Annotated in this window: 15 protein-coding genes and 1 riboswitch; of the genes, 2 read left to right on the top strand and 13 right to left on the bottom strand. The window is 74.3% G+C overall.

Translation table 11 applies throughout. The annotated features are described in order from the left end of the window. Positions 1-44: 44 nt before the first annotated feature. The 5 genes from ACSP97_RS30800 to ACSP97_RS30780 form a co-directional block, all read right to left on the bottom strand. Positions 45-839 (bottom strand): amino acid ABC transporter ATP-binding protein, encoded by a 795-nt coding sequence (locus tag ACSP97_RS30800; RefSeq protein ID WP_440555290.1) that lies wholly within the window; start codon positions 837-839, stop codon positions 45-47. Continuing rightward, positions 836-1,816: an amino acid ABC transporter permease gene (locus ACSP97_RS30795; protein WP_440555288.1), complete on the bottom strand. Its 981-nt coding sequence runs from the start codon at positions 1,814-1,816 to the stop codon at positions 836-838. The genes ACSP97_RS30800 and ACSP97_RS30795 overlap by 4 nt, the downstream gene beginning before the upstream one ends. Before the next feature lie 171 nt (positions 1,817-1,987). After that, positions 1,988-2,137 (bottom strand): hypothetical protein, encoded by a 150-nt coding sequence (locus ACSP97_RS30790; protein WP_167381447.1) that lies wholly within the window; start codon positions 2,135-2,137, stop codon positions 1,988-1,990. Positions 2,138-2,169: 32 nt separating this feature from the next. Next, positions 2,170-2,280, bottom strand: a riboswitch (SAM riboswitch). A 78-nt stretch (positions 2,281-2,358) separates the two neighbouring features. Further along, on the bottom strand, positions 2,359-3,249 hold the full coding sequence (locus ACSP97_RS30785; RefSeq protein ID WP_440555286.1) for a glutathione S-transferase C-terminal domain-containing protein: 891 nt from the start codon (positions 3,247-3,249) through the stop codon (positions 2,359-2,361). Positions 3,250-3,373: 124 nt separating this feature from the next. Next, on the bottom strand, positions 3,374-3,496 hold the full coding sequence (locus tag ACSP97_RS30780; protein WP_355153142.1) for a putative leader peptide: 123 nt from the start codon (positions 3,494-3,496) through the stop codon (positions 3,374-3,376). A 402-nt stretch (positions 3,497-3,898) separates the two neighbouring features. Between ACSP97_RS30780 and ACSP97_RS30775 the strand changes: the two genes are divergently transcribed. After that, positions 3,899-5,311 carry an amino acid permease gene (locus ACSP97_RS30775; protein ID WP_358303825.1) on the top strand — a complete coding sequence of 471 codons (1,413 nt, stop codon included), beginning with the start codon at positions 3,899-3,901 and terminating at the stop codon, positions 5,309-5,311. Between the two features lie 153 nt (positions 5,312-5,464). Here ACSP97_RS30775 and ACSP97_RS30770 read toward each other — a convergent pair whose 3' ends face one another. From ACSP97_RS30770 to ACSP97_RS30735, 8 genes are all read right to left on the bottom strand, one after another. Beyond that, a complete protein-coding gene (locus ACSP97_RS30770; protein ID WP_355531196.1) occupies positions 5,465-6,835 on the bottom strand; it encodes a cryptochrome/photolyase family protein in 1,371 nt (456 codons plus the stop codon). 4 nt (positions 6,836-6,839) lie between these two features. Beyond that, positions 6,840-8,402 (bottom strand): SDR family oxidoreductase, encoded by a 1,563-nt coding sequence (locus ACSP97_RS30765; protein ID WP_440555283.1) that lies wholly within the window; start codon positions 8,400-8,402, stop codon positions 6,840-6,842. A 579-nt stretch (positions 8,403-8,981) separates the two neighbouring features. Then, complete coding sequence (locus ACSP97_RS30760; protein ID WP_355153136.1) at positions 8,982-9,392, bottom strand: DUF3592 domain-containing protein; 411 nt, start codon at positions 9,390-9,392, stop codon at positions 8,982-8,984. Positions 9,393-9,485: 93 nt separating this feature from the next. Then, positions 9,486-10,130, bottom strand: a complete 645-nt coding sequence (locus ACSP97_RS30755; protein ID WP_355153134.1) for an HAD family hydrolase — start codon at positions 10,128-10,130, stop codon at positions 9,486-9,488. Continuing rightward, entirely contained in the window at positions 10,127-11,275 is a 1,149-nt protein-coding gene (locus tag ACSP97_RS30750) for a hypothetical protein (RefSeq protein ID WP_355153132.1), read from the bottom strand. The genes ACSP97_RS30755 and ACSP97_RS30750 overlap by 4 nt, the downstream gene beginning before the upstream one ends. A gap of 60 nt (positions 11,276-11,335) precedes the next feature. Further along, a complete protein-coding gene (locus ACSP97_RS30745) occupies positions 11,336-12,949 on the bottom strand; it encodes an amino acid adenylation domain-containing protein (RefSeq protein ID WP_440555280.1) in 1,614 nt (537 codons plus the stop codon). A gap of 32 nt (positions 12,950-12,981) precedes the next feature. Continuing rightward, positions 12,982-13,719 (bottom strand): thioesterase II family protein, encoded by a 738-nt coding sequence (locus tag ACSP97_RS30740; protein WP_440555278.1) that lies wholly within the window; start codon positions 13,717-13,719, stop codon positions 12,982-12,984. 50 nt (positions 13,720-13,769) lie between these two features. Continuing rightward, the gene (locus ACSP97_RS30735; protein ID WP_355153128.1) at positions 13,770-14,018 is read right to left on the bottom strand and encodes a phosphopantetheine-binding protein; all 249 of its coding nucleotides are present in this window, start codon (positions 14,016-14,018) and stop codon (positions 13,770-13,772) included. Between the two features lie 314 nt (positions 14,019-14,332). Between ACSP97_RS30735 and ACSP97_RS30730 the strand changes: the two genes are divergently transcribed. After that, complete coding sequence (locus ACSP97_RS30730) at positions 14,333-15,577, top strand: ATP-grasp domain-containing protein (protein ID WP_355531204.1); 1,245 nt, start codon at positions 14,333-14,335, stop codon at positions 15,575-15,577. Positions 15,578-15,615 lie beyond the last annotated feature (38 nt).

Below are 15,615 nucleotides of genomic sequence, written 5' to 3'. Positions count from 1 at the left end.
GGCGGTCCTTGTCGTTCGGTGGTGCGTCGGTCGTGGGCGGGGGGTCACAGGACCCGGGCGAGGAAGTCGCGGGTGCGTTCGTGCCGGGGGTTGTCCAACACCTGGGCGGGCGGGCCCTGTTCGACGATCCGGCCGCCGTCGATGAACACGATCCGGTCGGCGATCTCGCGGGCGAAGCCGATCTCGTGGGTGACGATCACCAGGGTGGTGCCGCTGGTGGCGAGGTCCTTGATGACGGAGAGGACCTCGCCGACGAGTTCCGGGTCGAGCGCGGAGGTGGGCTCGTCGAAGAGGATGATGCCGGGGCGCAGGGCGAGGGCGCGTGCGATGGCGACCCGCTGCTGCTGGCCGCCGGACAGCGTGCGCGGGTAGGCGCCGGTGCGGTCGCCGAGGCCGACCCGGGTGAGCAACTCCCGGGCGAGTTCCCGCGCTTCGGGCCTGCCGAGGCGGCCGGTGGCGACCGGGGCGGCGGCGACGTTGTCGAGGGCGGTCAGATGCGGGAAGAGGTTGAAGTTCTGGAAGACGAACCCGATCCGGCCGCGCTGGGCGAGGACGGCGCGCTCGCCGAGTTCCTTCAGCCGCCCGCCCACGCGCCGGACGCCGATGAGTTCGCCGCCGACGCTGACCTGCCCGATGTCGGGTTTCTCCAGGTGGTTGATCACTCTGAGCAGCGTGGACTTGCCGGATCCCGAGGGCCCGATGACGACGGTGACCTCGCCGGGGCGCACGGTCAGGGAGATGCCGTCGAGGACGCGGTGGGTGCCGTACCACTTGTGGACGTCGTGCACCTCCAGGGCGGCCGGAACCGTGGGCGGGGCAGTGGTGGCGGTGGGGGTCATACGGCGGCCTCCTTGCGCAGCCGGGCCCGGAATCCGGTGAGGGCGGCGCGTGCCTTCTGGAGCGGGGTCGGCGGCAGGGCGCGGGTGGCGCCGCGGGCGAAGTGCCGCTCCACGTAGTACTGGACGACGGACACGGCGCTGGTCAGGATCAGGTACCAGACGGTGGCGACGAGGAGCAGCGGCACGATGTCGCCGGGGTAGGTGCTGCCCATGGTCTGTACCGAGCCGAACAGGTCGAGCAGGGACACGTAGAACACCAGGGACGTGCTCTTGACCAGGCCGATCAGCTGGTTGACGTAGTTGGGCACGATGGAGCGCAGGGCCTGGGGCAGGACGATCCGGGTGAACTGGTAGCCCTTGGGCAGGCCGAGCGCGGCGGCCGCCTCGTGCTGGCCCTGGTCGACGGAGAGCAGGCCGCCGCGCACCACCTCGGCCGCGTACGCCGCCTCGTTGAGGCTGAGCCCGATCACGGCGACCGTCATGTCGGTGGCCAGCCTGGACTCGTCGAAGGTGACGAAGGCGGGCCCGAAGGGGATGCCGAGGCTCAGCGTCTTGTACAGGGCGGAGAAGTTGTAGAGGAAGATCAGTACGACGATCAGCGGCACCGAGCGGAACAGCCAGGTGTAGGTCCAGGCGGCGGCGCGCAGCACCGGGCTGCCGGACTGCCGTGCGAGGGCCAGCGGCACGCCGCCGAGCAGCCCCGCCACGGCGCTGAGCGCGGCGACTTCGAGGGTGACGAGGAGTCCGTCGAGGACGGTGGGCCGCAGGAACCAGTAGCGGAAGCGGTCCCACTGGTAGAAGGGGTTGGTGGCCAGGCCGTGCGCGATCTGTGCGACGAGCACCAGCACGACGGCGGTGGCGATCCATCTGCCGGGTCGGCGCAGCGGCTGAACTCGCTGTGCAGTCGGCGGTGTTGGCGGGGACTGGGCGGGCGGCGCCTCGGCGAGGGAGACGGCGGCGCCAGGGGGTCGACTCATGGCGGGCTCCGGCGAAGGACGGGACGTCCCGGGTGCGACGGGCCGGACGCGGCCCGCGGCGGGTGCACGGGTCCGCTGCGTGGGCGTCGCGACGCACGGGAAGGGAAACGGAGTTGATCCGGAAGAAGGCGGCGAGCGGTGCCCTCGGCCGCCGGGGCGGGAAGGTGTGGGTCAGCCCCGGCGGCCGGTGGCGGCGCCCGGCGCGGTACACAGCGCGCTGCTGACGCGGAGCAGGTCGACGGCGCGGTCGGCGACCAGCGCGGCGCACGGCGGTACGCAGCCCAGGGGGCGGCTCGGGGCCGTCCTGCCGGCTGCGTACATGGCGTCACCTGTCACTGTCGCGGCCCCGTGGGGCCTCGCGCTTACCGAAGTCGTCGTCCGGTCCGGTCGTCACCTGGGGCACCCCACCGCGTCGCGAGGGTTGCCGGTCAGCGAGCCAGGGCTTGGCGCTGACGCTCATGACCGTACTTGAGCCGCAAGTAAGGCAGCCGGCGACGCGAATGTCAACGCCTGTCCGCCTGTTGGACCGAGTCGGGCCCCTCTCACCTGCGGGGAGTGTCCGGGGAGCCGGTGGCGTGGGCCGCCCAGTCCAGGATCTGGACAGCGGCTCCGGCGGCCTCCAGGCCCCGGCAGCTGCCTTGGTGGCGGCGGGCGATGCCGTCGAGGTCGAGGTGGCGGCCGAAGGCGGGGTGGGCGGTGAGCCGGCGGGCGTAGGCCCACAGGGCCCGGTGCTCGGCGACGCGCTGCACGGCGTGGGCGTCGAGGTGGCAGCGGTGCACCGTGTCGAGCCGTACCAGCGACACCCACAGCTCGATGTCGGCGGCGGTGAGCCGGCCGTCGGCGAGGTACTCCTCCCCCGCCAGCCGCCGCTCCAGGCGGCCGAGGGTGTCCAGCAGTACGTCCAGCGCGGCGGCCCGCTCGACCGGATCGGCGCCGGCCGAACCGGCACGCTGGGCGGCGTCCTCGATGCCCTCGCCGCACATCCGCTCGACGGCCTCGATCACGGACTCCAGGCCGGCCGGGAACAGCGGGCCGTGGCCGGTGCGCGGGAAGCGGTCCAGGTCGCGCAGGATGTCGGGGGCGTGGTTGCTGACGATCCGTCCGGACCAGTCGTCGCTCAGCACGGGGGCGAGCGCCGGGCCGGTGTAGTGGTGGGCGCCGGCCTCGTACAGCGGGCGCAGCACGGCGTGGCCGCCGTCGTCGCCGTCCGGCAGCGCGGGCAGGAAGGTGACCGGACAGCTGTCGTCCAGGCCGAGCAGGGTGTGGCCGACGGCGAGGCGGAGCCCGGCGGGACAGGCGGTGGACAGGTGGAGCCGGTAGCGGTGGGCCACGGCGTAGTGGCCGCTGCGCGCGTCCCGGCCGAGCCTGCCCCGGAACTGGGGCGCGGCACCGCGGTGGGCGGGCGGGACGGCGGCGAGCGGAGTGATGGTCATGCGTCTCCCCGGGTCGTGGGCGTGCGAGGGGCGCGTCGGCGGGGGCCGTCGGTGGGGTGGCGGCGGGAGCCGCCGGGAGGCTCGGAGCGGCGCGGGCCCCGGGTCCGTGGGACCCGGCCCGGGTTCAGCGCCGGGCGCCGATGGCGCTGCAGACGCGCAGCAGGTCGATGTGCCGGCGGGAGGTGAGCAGCGGGGTGCGCGGCGGCGTCCGGCCCGCTCGGCCGGCGACCGCTTCGAGGCGCGCCATGATTCCCTACCTGTTCACTAGGATTCCCTCCCAGGAGTGTCGATCCCGGTGGGCACGGCGTCAAGGGGGTGTCCACCGACGGGACCGCGGCACGGCGCCGGACCGCCGTACTCCCGTCGGCGCGCCGCCCGGGCGTGCGGGTCCCCGACGAGGACGGCGACCGGGCACAGACGGCCTCCGCACCGGCGGCGCGCGGCGGCGGTACCGGAGATCATCACAGCTCGACCGCTCGGGGGCACCGGAGATATCGCGGCGCACAGGGGCCCCGACCTCAGTTTTTTCCGTGGACGGGCGTCCGGGGCGGTACAAGAAACGGCGATTTTGCGGCAGGTGGGGGCATCACGGACCATGGCCGAGTCCCGGCGATCCCGGGGCATCGGCTTGATGAGAGGCGCACCACCCATGCACGTCACCGGAACCGCATCCCCGCCGGCTCCGGCTCCCTCGGAGAACCCCGCGGTTGCCGTCGAGGACCCCCACGGCGGTTCCAGCCGGCACGCCCGCCGGTTCGGGCTCCCGGTGGCCACCGCCCTGGTGATGGGCAACATCATCGGCGGCGGCATCTTCCTGCTCCCCGCCTCCATCGCTCCCTACGGCACGGTCAGCCTGGTGGCCTTCGGCGTGCTCACCGTGGGCGCCATCGCCCTCGCCCTGGTCTTCGGCCGGCTCGCCGCGCGCGACCCCCGTACCGGTGGGCCCTACGTCTACGCCCGCGGGGCGTTCGGCGACTTCGCGGGCTTCCTCGCGGCCTGGTCGTACTGGATCACCACCTGGGTGTCGAACGCCGCGCTCGCCGTCGCCGCCGTCGGCTACCTGGACGTGCTGATCCCGGTCGGCGGCCACCGCTGGACCGCGTGTCTGGCCGCGCTGGTGATCCAGTGGCTGCCGGCGCTCGCCAACTTCGCGGGCACCCGTTACGTGGGCGCCGTGCAGGTGGTCTCCACGGTGCTGAAGTTCGTGCCGTTGCTGCTCGTCGCGATCGGCGGGCTGTTCTTCTTCGATCCGTCCCGGCTCGGGCCGTTCAACTCCAGCGGCCACGGCGCGGTCGGCGCGGTGTCCGCCTCCGCCGCGCTGCTGCTCTTCTCCTACCTCGGGGTGGAGTCCGCAGCGGTCAGCGCCGGTGAGGTCAAGGACGCCCGCCGCAACGTGGGCCGCGCCACCGTGATCGGCACCGCGGGCGCCGCGCTGGTCTACCTGCTGGGCACGCTGTCCGTGTTCGGCACGGTCGCCCACGACCGTCTGGTGCACTCCACCGCGCCCTTCTCGGACGCCGTGAACGCGATGTTCGGCGGCAGCTGGAGCGGCTGGGCCGTGGCGCTCGCCGCACTGGTGTCGATGATCGGCTGCCTGAACGGCTGGACGCTGCTCAGCGCCCAGACGCCGTACGCCGCCGCGCGCGACGGGCTCTTCCCGGCCGCGTTCACCCGGCGCCGCCGGGGCGTGCCGACGGTCGGCGTCGGCGTCACCGTGGTGCTCGCCTCCCTGCTCACCGCGTACAACTACCTGTCCGGCTCGGGCAAGGTGTTCGAGGTGCTGGTCCTCGTCACCACCTTCACCGCGACCGTGCCGTATCTGCTGGCCACCGCCGCGCAGCTGTTCCACCTCGTCTCCGGGCGGGCCGCGTCGGTGGACCGGGGGCGGCTGGTGCGGGACTCGGTGATCACCGCGGTCGCGGCCGTCTTCTCGATCTGGCTGATGGCGGGCGCCGGCTACGCGGCGGTGTACCAGGGCGCGCTGTTCCTCTTCGTCGGCGTGCTCGTCTACGCGGTGATGGCGGCCCGCCGCGGCCGCCGCACGGAGCCGGCCGCCGAGTAACGCGCCCCGGGCCGGCCGGCTACGACGCCTCCATGGACGCGCCCGCCGACCCCGACCCGTACGTCACCGTCCTCGCCGTCGAGCCGGACGGCGAGGCGGACCTCCACCGGGGCGCGGGCCACGGGTGAGCGCACCCCGCGAGGCGGGGGCTTCCTACCGGCCGCGGGCCCGGCGGAAGCGGTCCAGGCCCTCGGCCAGGCCGACCACCGGGTCGGGGTAGTCCAGCGCGGCCCGGATCCCGCCCGGCAGCTTCCACGGCTCGTGGACGGCGGGGCCGGCGACGCCGCCGAGTTCGGGCACCCAGCGGCGCACATAGGCGCCCTCGGGGTCGTACCTCCTGGCCTGGAGGACGGGGTTGAGGACCCGGTTGGGGCGGGTGTCCGTGCCGGTCCCGGCCATCCACTGCCAGTTGAGCTGGTTGTTGGCGATGTCGCCGTCGACCAGCCAGTACAGGAAGTGGGCGGCGCCGATCCGCCAGTCCACGTAGAGCGTCTTGGTCAGGAAACCGGCGGTCAGCAGCCGGGCCCGGTTGTGCATCCAGCCCTCGTGGCGCAGCTGCCGCATCGCCGCGTCGATCACCGGATAGCCGGTACGGCCCTGCCGCCACGCCTCGATGTCGTCCCGCGCGGTGCGCTCCGTGCGCCAGTGGTCGCCCTTGCCGCGGTAGTCGGCGTGCGCGGCGTCGGGGCGGGCGGCGAGGACCTGGCGGTGGAAGTCGCGCCAGGCGAGCTGCCGTACCAGCGCCTCGGCGCCCGGGCCGCCGTGGCGGCGGGCCCGGTGGACCAGTTCCACCGGGGACAGGGTGCCGAAGTGCAGATGCGCGGAGAGCCGGGAGGTGGCGTCGGCCGCCAGGTCGTCGTGGGTGTCGGCGTAGTCGGCGAGGCCCGCGCGCCAGTAGGCGGTCAGCCGCTTGCGGCCCTCGCTCTCGCCGCCCCGCGGCAGGGCCGGCGAGACACCGGTGACGGCCCCGCGGACCGGCGGCCGTTCGCTCGTCACCCGGTCCGGCACGCGCACCCGGCGCGGGGCGGACAGGACGGCGCGGAGACGGGCCCGTGCCCAGTGCCGGTGGTACGGCGTGAAGACCGCGAAGTGGTCGGAGGCGGCCGGGGTCACCTCGCCGGGCGGCACGGCCACGGTCACCGCGTCGTGCACGACCAGCCGGCGCCCGGCGGCCTCCAGCGCCCGCCCGAGCCGGTCCTCCCGGCGGGTGGCGAAGGCGCTGTGCGCGGCCGCCATGTGCACCTCCCCGGCGTCCGCCTGCGCCGCCACCGCGCACACCTGCGCCACCAGGTCCCCGGAGCGCACCACGAGCCGGCCGCCGCGCTCGCGCAGGGCGGTGTCCAGGTCGGCCAGGCAGTCGGCGAGGAAGGCGGCCCGGTTGGGGGCGGCGAAACCGGCCGCCTCGACCGCGCGGTCGCGGACGAACAGCGGGACCACCTCGTCCCCGGCGGCCAGTGCCGCCCGCAGCGGCGGATGGTCGTACAGACGCAGGTCCGACGTGAACAGGACGACCGAAGCGACCACGCGGTCAGCCTCCTTCCGGGGACCGGCGGACGGCACCGTCCCGCGATGACGCGGCGGCGGCGGCGCGGACGATGTTGCGGGCCATGCCGCCGAAGACGACGGCGTGGAAGGGCGAGACGCTCCACCAGTACAGGTGGCCGAGCAGTCCCCGGGGATGGAACAGCGCCCGCTGCCGGTAGCGGCAGCCTCCGCCGCCGTCGTCCTCCACCCGCATCTCCAGCCAGGCCAGCCCCGGCAGCTTCATCTCGGCGCGCAGCCGCAGCAGCCGGCCGCGCTCGATCTCCTCCACCCGCCAGAAGTCGAGCGAGTCGCCCACCCGCAGCCGGCGCGCGTCCCGCCGGCCGCGGCGCAGGCCCACTCCCCCGACGAGCCGGTCGAGCCGCCCGCGTACCGCCCAGGCCAGCGGGAAGGAGTACCAGCCGTTCTCCCCGCCGATGCCCTCGACCACTCGCCACAGCGCCTCCGGCGGCACATCGGCGGCGCGTTCCCGTACGTCCGTGTACAGGCTGCCGCCCGCCCAGTCCGGGTCGGTCGGCAGCGGATCGCTGGGGGCGCCGGGCACGGCGGCGGACGACCAGCGGGTGTCCACCCGGGCCTCGCGGATCCGCTGGAGCGCCAGGGCGACGGCCCGGTCGAAGCCGAGAGGGTGGCCGGGCGGGGAGGGCACGTACCGTTCGATGTCGTTCTCGTGGCAGACGACCTCGTAGCGCAGCGACTCCGTCAGCGGGCGCGCGATGGCGGCCGGCACCGGGGTCACCAGCCCGACCCAGTAGCTGGACAGACCGGGGGTGAGCACGGGCACGCGCAGGATCACCCGGCGGGGCAGACCGGCGACGGCGGCGTACCGCTGCATCATCTCCAGGTAGGTGAGCACCTCGGGGCCGCCGATGTCGAAGGTGCGGGCGACGTCGGCGGGCAGCCGGGCGCAGCCGGCCAGGAGGCGCAGCACGTCGCGGACGGCGATGGGCTGGATGCGGGTGTGCACCCAGCGCGGGGTGACCATCACCGGCAGCCGCTCGGTGAGGTAGCGCAGCATCTCGAAGCTCGCGGAGCCCGATCCGATGACGACGGCGGCGCGCAGCACGGCGGTCGGCACCCCCGAGTCGAGCAGGATACGGCCGACCTCGGCACGGGAGCGCAGATGCGGGGACAGCTCCTGCTCGGGGACCCCGGCGGGGGTCAGTCCGCCCAGGTAGACCAGACGCTTCACCCCGGCCAGACGGGCCTGCTCGCCGAAGATCCGGGCCGCCTCCCGGTCGGTCCGCTCGAAGTCGCGGCCCGTGCCGAGCGCGTGCACCAGGTAGTAGGCCACATCCATGCCCGCCATCGCGCGCGCCACCGAGGCGGCGTCCGTGACGTCACCGCGGACGATCTCCACCCGGTCGGCCCACGGGTGGTCGCGCAGCTTGCGCGGGGTGCGGACCAGGCAGCGCACCCGGTACCCGGCGTCCAGCAGTTCCGGCACGAGCCGCCCGCCGAGGTAGCCACTGGCGCCGGTGACCAGACAGGCCGATGCCCCGCCGTCGTCCGTGCTCCGGGCCGTCGTCCCGGTCGTCTCGTCCGCCATGGGTCGGCCCCCGTCCGCGCTCGGCTCCCGGTGCGTCCGTGCGCGCTCCCGGGTGTCTCCAGCGTGCTGGCCGCGCCGCCGGATGCGGACCGGACGCGGCGGGGCGATCGGGTGACGTCCGCGCCCGGCGGGACGGCGCACCCCGGCCGTCGTCGCGGTGCCGCCCGGCCCGCCCGGTGCGTGGCGGTCCGGCTGAGAGGCCGTCGGCGACCAGGGCGAGGACCTCGGCGTCGCGCCGGGTCAGGGCGGTGCAGGGGGTGCGCGGCCGGTTCATGAGCCGCTCGGCGGCGGTGGGGGGCGACGGCGTCGTCCGCCGTGGCGGCCTCGGCCACGACGACCGGACCCGGCTCGGGCTCCGGCACGGCGCGTGGTCGACGAGCCCACCAGCGCCCTGGACCACGAGCGCGGCGCCGCCGCCGTCGCCCTGCCGGCCCGGCTCACCCGTCTGCAGCCGACCGGCACCGTCCTGGCCACTCACGACCGCCCCACCTCGGCGCGGCCGACCGGATCGCCGAGGCCCACGACGGGCGGCTCGCCGTCCCGGCGGCGGCCGTCCGGGCGCGTCGGGCCGCGGCCCGCTCACGCCGTCACGGCGATCAGCACCGCGGTGCCCGCGAAGACCAGGGCCGCCAGCAGGACGAACACGACCGGGCCGACCGTGTGCCGCCACATGGACACCCGCGCGCCCTGCGGGTCGTGCGCCAGGTACACCACCGGCACCCGGCGGCCGGTCGCCAGCCCCATGCCGCCGCCGCGCATCCGGGTGGTGAACTCCACCCGGTGGCCGTGCCGGTCGGCGAAGGCGATGACCGGGGCCCACGAGGGGCCCGCGTCACGCCTGTCCACCCGTACGTTGTCCACCACGACGCCCCAGGTGCGTATGCCGTGCCGCCGCAGCCGCCAGACCAGCGCACCGTCGCGCAGCCCGACCGCCAGGAGCAGCACCGCGACCGCCCCGCACACGATGACGCCGATGAACCCGTTCCCCACCTTGCCGCCTCTTCCGTCCGCCCCCGTGCCGTTCGAACCACGGAATCAGGGGACGCGGATCGGGCGCGGGCGGTTGCGGCGCGGGCGGTCCGGTCACACCCGGGCGGCGAGCAGTCCGGGCAGTGCGCTCATGTCCCCGAACACCCGGACGCGCCCCGAGCACCGGCTTTCCTCCGGCCGGTCCGGCCGGTACCAGTGGACGCGCAGGCCCGCGTCGTGGGCGGAGCGCACGCCGACCTCGCTGTCCTCGACCGCGACGACGGTCTCCGGGTCCACCCCCAGCGTCCGCACCGCCTGCCGGTAGAGACCGGGGTCCGGCTTCCAGGTGCCCAGTTCGTACGCCGAGAAGTGGGGGCCGGTGAAGAAGCCGGCGAGGCCGGTACGGCGCAGCCGGTCCTCGATCATGCCGAGGGGGGAGTTCGACACCACGTACGCGGGTGCCGTGATCTCCCGCAGGGCCGCCGCCATCCCGGGGGTGGCGCGCAACCGGGTCGCCAGATACCGCTCGGCGATCTCCCGGACCCGCTCCACCGCGTCGTCCGGCAGTGGGGTGTCCGTGTACTGGCCGACGATGGCGACCGACTCGCTCATCCGGCGGCCCGCGACCCGCTCGGCGAAGCCCTCGGCCGGGACCCGGGCGTGCACGGTCCGGGCGAACTCCAGCAGGGCCAGCACCTCGGCGTCCTGGCTGTCCACGAGCACGCCGTCGAGGTCGAAGAGGACGGTGTGCGCGGTCATGCGCCCAGTCCGTGCCGGCGCAGGAAGGCGTCGTAGCGCCCGGCGAGTTCGGTCGCCGCGGAGCGGGCGTCGGCGACCTTCAGCTCGGTGCAGTGGTAGCCCAGCATCTCCCGCATCACCGCCATGCGTTCCTCGGTGAACTGGACCGTGCCGTTGGCGGCCACGCGCTCGATCCCGTCCAGGAGCTGGCAGCGCCGGTTGACGGCCTGGGCCGTCGAGGGGGTGGTGCCGGGCGGCAGGTCGAGCCGTACGCCCTCGCGCGAGACCCGGACCGGGTAGCCGCCGGTCAGGCCGCCGGGGGCGGGCGCGTGCAGGGACTGCTCCGTGGGGGACAGCAGCGCGAGCAGGAGGCGCGCGGCGGAGGTGGCCGTCAGCTGCTGGCCCTCCTTGCCGCCCTGGCGCCGCAGGCCGCCGGCCAGCCGGGCGTACGCCGCGTCGGTGTCGACCGTGGCGGGCGTGCCCGCGACGCGGACGTCGAGCAGGTGCGGGATGCCGCGGGCCTCGCCGAACCGGTGCACGTGGTGGCTGAAGTAGTGGTGTCCCACGGCCTTCACCTCGACCTCGGCCGGGGAGACGCCGAGTTCCTCGGCGGCCGCCCAGGTGATGCCGGGCACGATGTTGCCGATGTTGCCGATCCCGACGTCGGGGGCCAGGTCGAGGGCTGCCAGGGCGGGACCGACCGCGTCGGGGTAGGCGCCGTTGACGACGACGGCCCGCGACTCCGCGAGGCGCACGGCCTGCATCAGCTCGTGCACGAGCGTGAGGTGCATCGGCAGCCAGGGGCCGAGCTGTGCCTCGTCGAGCCGTCGGAACAGCTCCTCGGGCAGGTCCATGATGGCGCGGGCGGCCTGGATGGAGGCGCCCATGAAGATGATCGTCGGTCGGATGCGCCTCAGTTGCTCCGCGGTGCGGTCCACGTCGGCCAGGTCCATGGCCACCGCCTCGACCTCGCGTATCCGACCGAGGTTGGCGGCCGCCAGCTTGGTCAGGTTGGCGAAGCGGGTGGCGCGCTCCGCCGAGCGGCTCGCGAGGACGAGCCGTGTCTCCGGTTCCGCGCTCGCCAGCAGATGACCCAACCGTATGGTGAGGTCACCGGAACCGATGAGGAGGATCTTCGGTACCTCACCGGTCGTGGTGCCTGACATGTCTCCTCCGCAGCGGGTCGAAGTGGTGGTGGGCGCGCGCACCCCGGCCGGGCGCGCGGCTCAGTGCGGTGTGTGTCCGGGGTCGGGGTCGGGGGCGGGCAGCGAGCGGCGGTCGATCTTGCCGTTGGTGTTCAGCGGGAACGACTCGCGGTGCAGGAAGCGGCTCGGCAGCATGTAGCGCGGGAGCCGATCGCGCAGGAAGCCGGTGAGTTCGGCGGGCGGGGTGGCGGTGCCCGTGTAGTGGGCGACCAGCGTCGCCTCCGGTCCGGCCTGGTGGGCGACGACGACGGCCTCGCGGATCGCGGGGTGGCGTGTCAGCTGGGCCTCCACCTCGCCCACTTCGATGCGGTGACCGCGCACCTTCACCTGGTCGTCCAGCCTGCCCAGGAAGACCAGCCCCTCGCCCTCCGCGCGGACCAGGTCGCCGGTGCGGTACCAGTCCGTCTCGCGGGGCGCCTCCCCCGGCGGCAGGACGACCGCGGGCTGCCCGGGCCGGCGGCGCAGGAACCGCTCCTCGTTGTGGGCCGGGTCGAGGTAGCCGGCGAACCGCTGGGGCCCGCGCAGGCACAACTCGCCGGTCTCGGCGGGCCGTCCGTCCTCCCCGAGCACAACGCTCTCCAGGTGCGGCAGCACCTCGCCGATGGGCATCGTCCCGTTGGAGCCGGCGGTCACGAGCCGGCCGGCGCCCCCGAGGTCCTTGTGCACGCAGACGACGCTCATCTCGGTCGGCCCGTACATGTTGTGCAGTACGGCGTTGGGCGCGGCCTCGGCCCACTGCCGCGCCTGTTCGGCGGTGAGCCGTTCGCCGCCCAGCATGACCTTGGTCAGGGTGGGCATCGAGCCGGGGGCGAGCGCGCCGGTGCGCTCGGCGAGGCTGCCGAGGGACGGCACGCAGAACCAGTGCGTGATCCGCCGCTCGTTGACGAACCGGGAGGGCCGCAGCACGTCGTTGGCGCGGGGCACGACCAGCGCGCCGCCGGCCGCCCAGGTCACGAACATCTCGTAGACGGCCACGTCGAAGGAGAACTCGACGTTCTGGGAGGTGCGGTCCTGCGGGCCGAAACCGCAGGCGTCGACGGCCCAGCCGATGAACGGCACGATGTTCGCGTGCCGCACGGGCACACCGCGCGGCGCGCCGGTGGAGCCCGAGGTGTACAGGATGTAGGCGATGTCGTCCGGCCGGGGCGGCGCGATGGCCGGTCCGGCCGGCCGGTCCGCGCCGTCGTCGTCCCGCGCCGCGCCGGTGCCGTCGGCCGGTTCGGTCAGCGACGCCTCGTCGACGAGCAGCCGGGGCGCGCCGAGATCGGGCGGCGCCTGGGAACCGCCCCGGGTGCGCGAGGGCGCGCCGACGACGAGGTCGAGGTTGCCGTCCTTGACGACGGCCAGCTGCCGGGCCGGCGGGTGCGCGGGGTTGATCGGCACCGCCGCGGCGCCCAGCCGCAGGGCGGCCAGATAGCCCGCGTAGGCCGTAAGGCTGCGGGCGGCCAGCAGCCCCACCCGTGCGGGGCGGTGGCCGGTCCGGCGCAGGATCCGTCCGGCCAGCCGATCCGACAGGCGGTCCAGCTCCGCGTAGTCGAAGGTCCGGCCGTCCACTTCCAGCGCGGTGCGGTCCGGATGGCGTGCGGCGGAGCGGGCGAACAGCTCATGGAGGGTCGCGGGGGCGGCCGCTGCCACGTGCGGCTCCTTTCGTTGCGTAGCGGGGGTCGTCACACCAGCTCCGCGATGGCGCGCAGCACGGCGGGCCAGGACTCCGTGAGGTACATGTGGCCGCCGGGGAACTCGACGGCCTGGAAGCCCGCCGAGGTGTAGGCCGCCCAGTCCCGCCAGTCGGCGGCCGGGACGGAGGCGTCGGCGGTGCCGCGAAGGGCCGTGAGCGGGACCGGCAGCGGGCGGTGCGGCTGCGGGCGGTAGCCCTCGGACATCGCGATGTCGGCGCGCAGGGCGGGCAGCAGGAGGTCGCGGATCTCGGGGTCGGCGAAGGCTTCGGGTTGTCCGGTCAGTTCGCGCAGCTGGGCGACGGCCCGGGCCGGGTCGTCGGACAGTTTCTCGGGGCGGCGGCGCCGGGGGCTCACCGAGCCGCTGACCACCAGGTGCCGGGGCGGGGGGCCGCCGGTCTCCAGCAGGTGGCGGGTCGCCTCGTAGGCGAGCAGGGCGCCGAGGCTGTGGCCGAAGAGGACGTAGGGGGACCCGTCGGCGTACCCGGCGACCCGGCCGGCGACGTCCTCGGCGGCCGCCCGGACCGTACGGTGGAACGGCGCCGTGAACTCCTCTTCGCGCCCGGGGAGTTGGACCGGCACCACGTCGAGGACGGCGCCGGGTCCCTGCCGCCATCCCCGGTACACGCCGGCGCCCGCCCCCGCGTAGGGGACGCACATCATCCGGAGGGGCCGGGGAGCGGCCGGTTCAGGGAAGGGCGTCTCTTCCGCGGCGCGCGGAGCGGACACGTTTTCCTCCGATCGCGGATTCCATTTCCGGGGCCCGCGGCCCGAATGCGTCAGGACGAGTCGGCCGCGGAGCGCACGAGTTCGCGCAGCGCGTGGGCGTTCTCGCTCTCCAGGATGTCGAGGAAATCCACCTCGACGCCCGTCTGTTCGTGGATCATGGTGGAGAGAGTGAGGGCGCGGAAGGAATCCCCGCCGTTCTCCAGGAAACCGAGATTCGGGTCGGAACCCGTTCCGAGGACTTCTGCCCACAATGCCGGAATACGGTCCGCACCGTTTTCCGTACCGGGAGTCTGGCTCATCTGGCTCCTCATCTCATCAAACACACGACGATTCCGAGACCGACGCGGACCAACGGACGGGATTGGGCTGCCAACGCTATGAAACTGGTCAGCGCCACAAATGACGAAACCTTTCGTCGGCGAATGTGACGCAGCTCACCCGGCGGTCCCGGCCGGAATCGTCCGGAAGGCGGTGGCCGAAAACCGATGTTTGCCGGGCCCCGGTCGGTGGCTATGCTTCTTCCGCCTCTCATGTACACGGATGCCTTTCTCGCCGCGTGAACCCCGCTGTGGCCCGGCAAGAGAACCGTCGAACACTTGGGAAGGACCACCCCTTGAGCGATTCACCGGTACTCCTCGCCGTCTACGACGTCGGAAGCCTCGCACCGCTCCGTCTTTCCCAGGTCGCCCGCGCCAATGGCTGCGAAATCGCATTCGTGGCCGCGGACTCGGAACACGCACAGCAGATGCTCCCGGTCCTCGGCAGACTGGGCCGGGTGGTGAACACCGCGGGACGCACCGAAGCATCGGTCGTCGATGAATTGCGCGGGCTGCGTCCCGCCGGAATCATCACGTTCAGCGAATTCCGCATCGCCGACACCGTCCGGCTGGCCGCCGCGCTCGGCCTGCCGTACCACTCGCCCGCCCTGCGGGAGGCGGTGACCAACAAGGACCGCCAGCGCGAGCGGTTCGCCGAAGTGGGCCTGGACACCGTGCGGTTCTGCACGGTGACCGCCGCCGACCAGGTGGACGCGGCCATCGCGCGGGTCGGACTGCCCGCGATCGTCAAACCGGTCGTCGGCGCGTCGAGCCGCAACACCACCGCCGTCGCCACGGCGGAGGAATGCCGCGCGGTGGTCGCGGCGGCGCTCGGCGGCATCGGCGGGCCGGCCGAAACGGCGGTCGTCGTGGAGGAGTTGCTGGTCGGCATGCCGGTCGAGGCTCCGTGGGGCGACTACATGGCGGTGGACTGCGTCGCCCGCGGCGACGACGTGCGCCCGGTCTTCGTCAGCAGCAAGTTCGCGCTCGCCGAACCCTTCCGGGAACGCGGCGCCTACGGCGGGCAGTCGGTGGTGCCGGACGACCTGGTCCGGGAGGTGGCCGACCTGGCGTGCCGGGCGGTCGGCGCCCTCGGAGTGCACGGGGTGGCCGACGTCGAGATCAAGCTGACCCCCGACGGCCCGCGGGTCATCGAGGTCAACGGCCGTCTGGGCGCCTGGGTGGACGACCTCGGCGTGCGCGCGGGCAGCAGTGTGCCGGCCGACATCGCCGTCAAAGCGGCGCTGGGACGCCCGTACACCACCCCCGACCCGGTGGGGCGCGGTCCCGCCGTCTTCCACTATCTGATCGTGCCGCCCGTGGGAGCCACCCGGGTCAAGGCGGTGCGCGACCTGACGGAGCTGCGCCGGCTGCCGTTCGTGGACCGGGTGGTGCCGCTGGTCGAACCGGGCGCGCCCGTCGACTGGCGGATCGGCGCGGCCGGCAACGTGGCCGCGCTGAGCGGGGCCGCCCCCGATCCGGCGGCGCTCGCCGAGACGGTGGCCGCGATCGAGGCCGTCGACTGGATCGACTATGAGTGAACCGGTCCCCTCGGGGCCGCACCGGCGGGACGGTGAAG

Source organism: Streptomyces sp. SCPE 10, from assembly GCF_051980735.1.
Taxonomy (GTDB): domain Bacteria; phylum Actinomycetota; class Actinomycetes; order Streptomycetales; family Streptomycetaceae; genus Streptomyces; species Streptomyces misionensis.
This window is presented reverse-complemented; position numbering and strand designations above follow the sequence as displayed.

Coding starts and splice junctions, on each gene's coding strand:
- ACSP97_RS30785 (WP_440555286.1), bottom strand. CDS start 3,249: ATGACCATCACTCCGCTCGCCGCCGTCCCGCCCGCCCACCGCGGTGCC.
- ACSP97_RS30790 (WP_167381447.1), bottom strand. CDS start 2,137: ATGTACGCAGCCGGCAGGACGGCCCCGAGCCGCCCCCTGGGCTGCGTA.
- ACSP97_RS30735 (WP_355153128.1), bottom strand. CDS start 14,018: ATGAGCCAGACTCCCGGTACGGAAAACGGTGCGGACCGTATTCCGGCA.
- ACSP97_RS30775 (WP_358303825.1), top strand. CDS start 3,899: ATGCACGTCACCGGAACCGCATCCCCGCCGGCTCCGGCTCCCTCGGAG.
- ACSP97_RS30795 (WP_440555288.1), bottom strand. CDS start 1,816: ATGAGTCGACCCCCTGGCGCCGCCGTCTCCCTCGCCGAGGCGCCGCCC.
- ACSP97_RS30780 (WP_355153142.1), bottom strand. CDS start 3,496: ATGGCGCGCCTCGAAGCGGTCGCCGGCCGAGCGGGCCGGACGCCGCCG.
- ACSP97_RS30800 (WP_440555290.1), bottom strand. CDS start 839: ATGACCCCCACCGCCACCACTGCCCCGCCCACGGTTCCGGCCGCCCTG.
- ACSP97_RS30750 (WP_355153132.1), bottom strand. CDS start 11,275: ATGTCAGGCACCACGACCGGTGAGGTACCGAAGATCCTCCTCATCGGT.
- ACSP97_RS30765 (WP_440555283.1), bottom strand. CDS start 8,402: ATGGCGGACGAGACGACCGGGACGACGGCCCGGAGCACGGACGACGGC.
- ACSP97_RS30755 (WP_355153134.1), bottom strand. CDS start 10,130: ATGACCGCGCACACCGTCCTCTTCGACCTCGACGGCGTGCTCGTGGAC.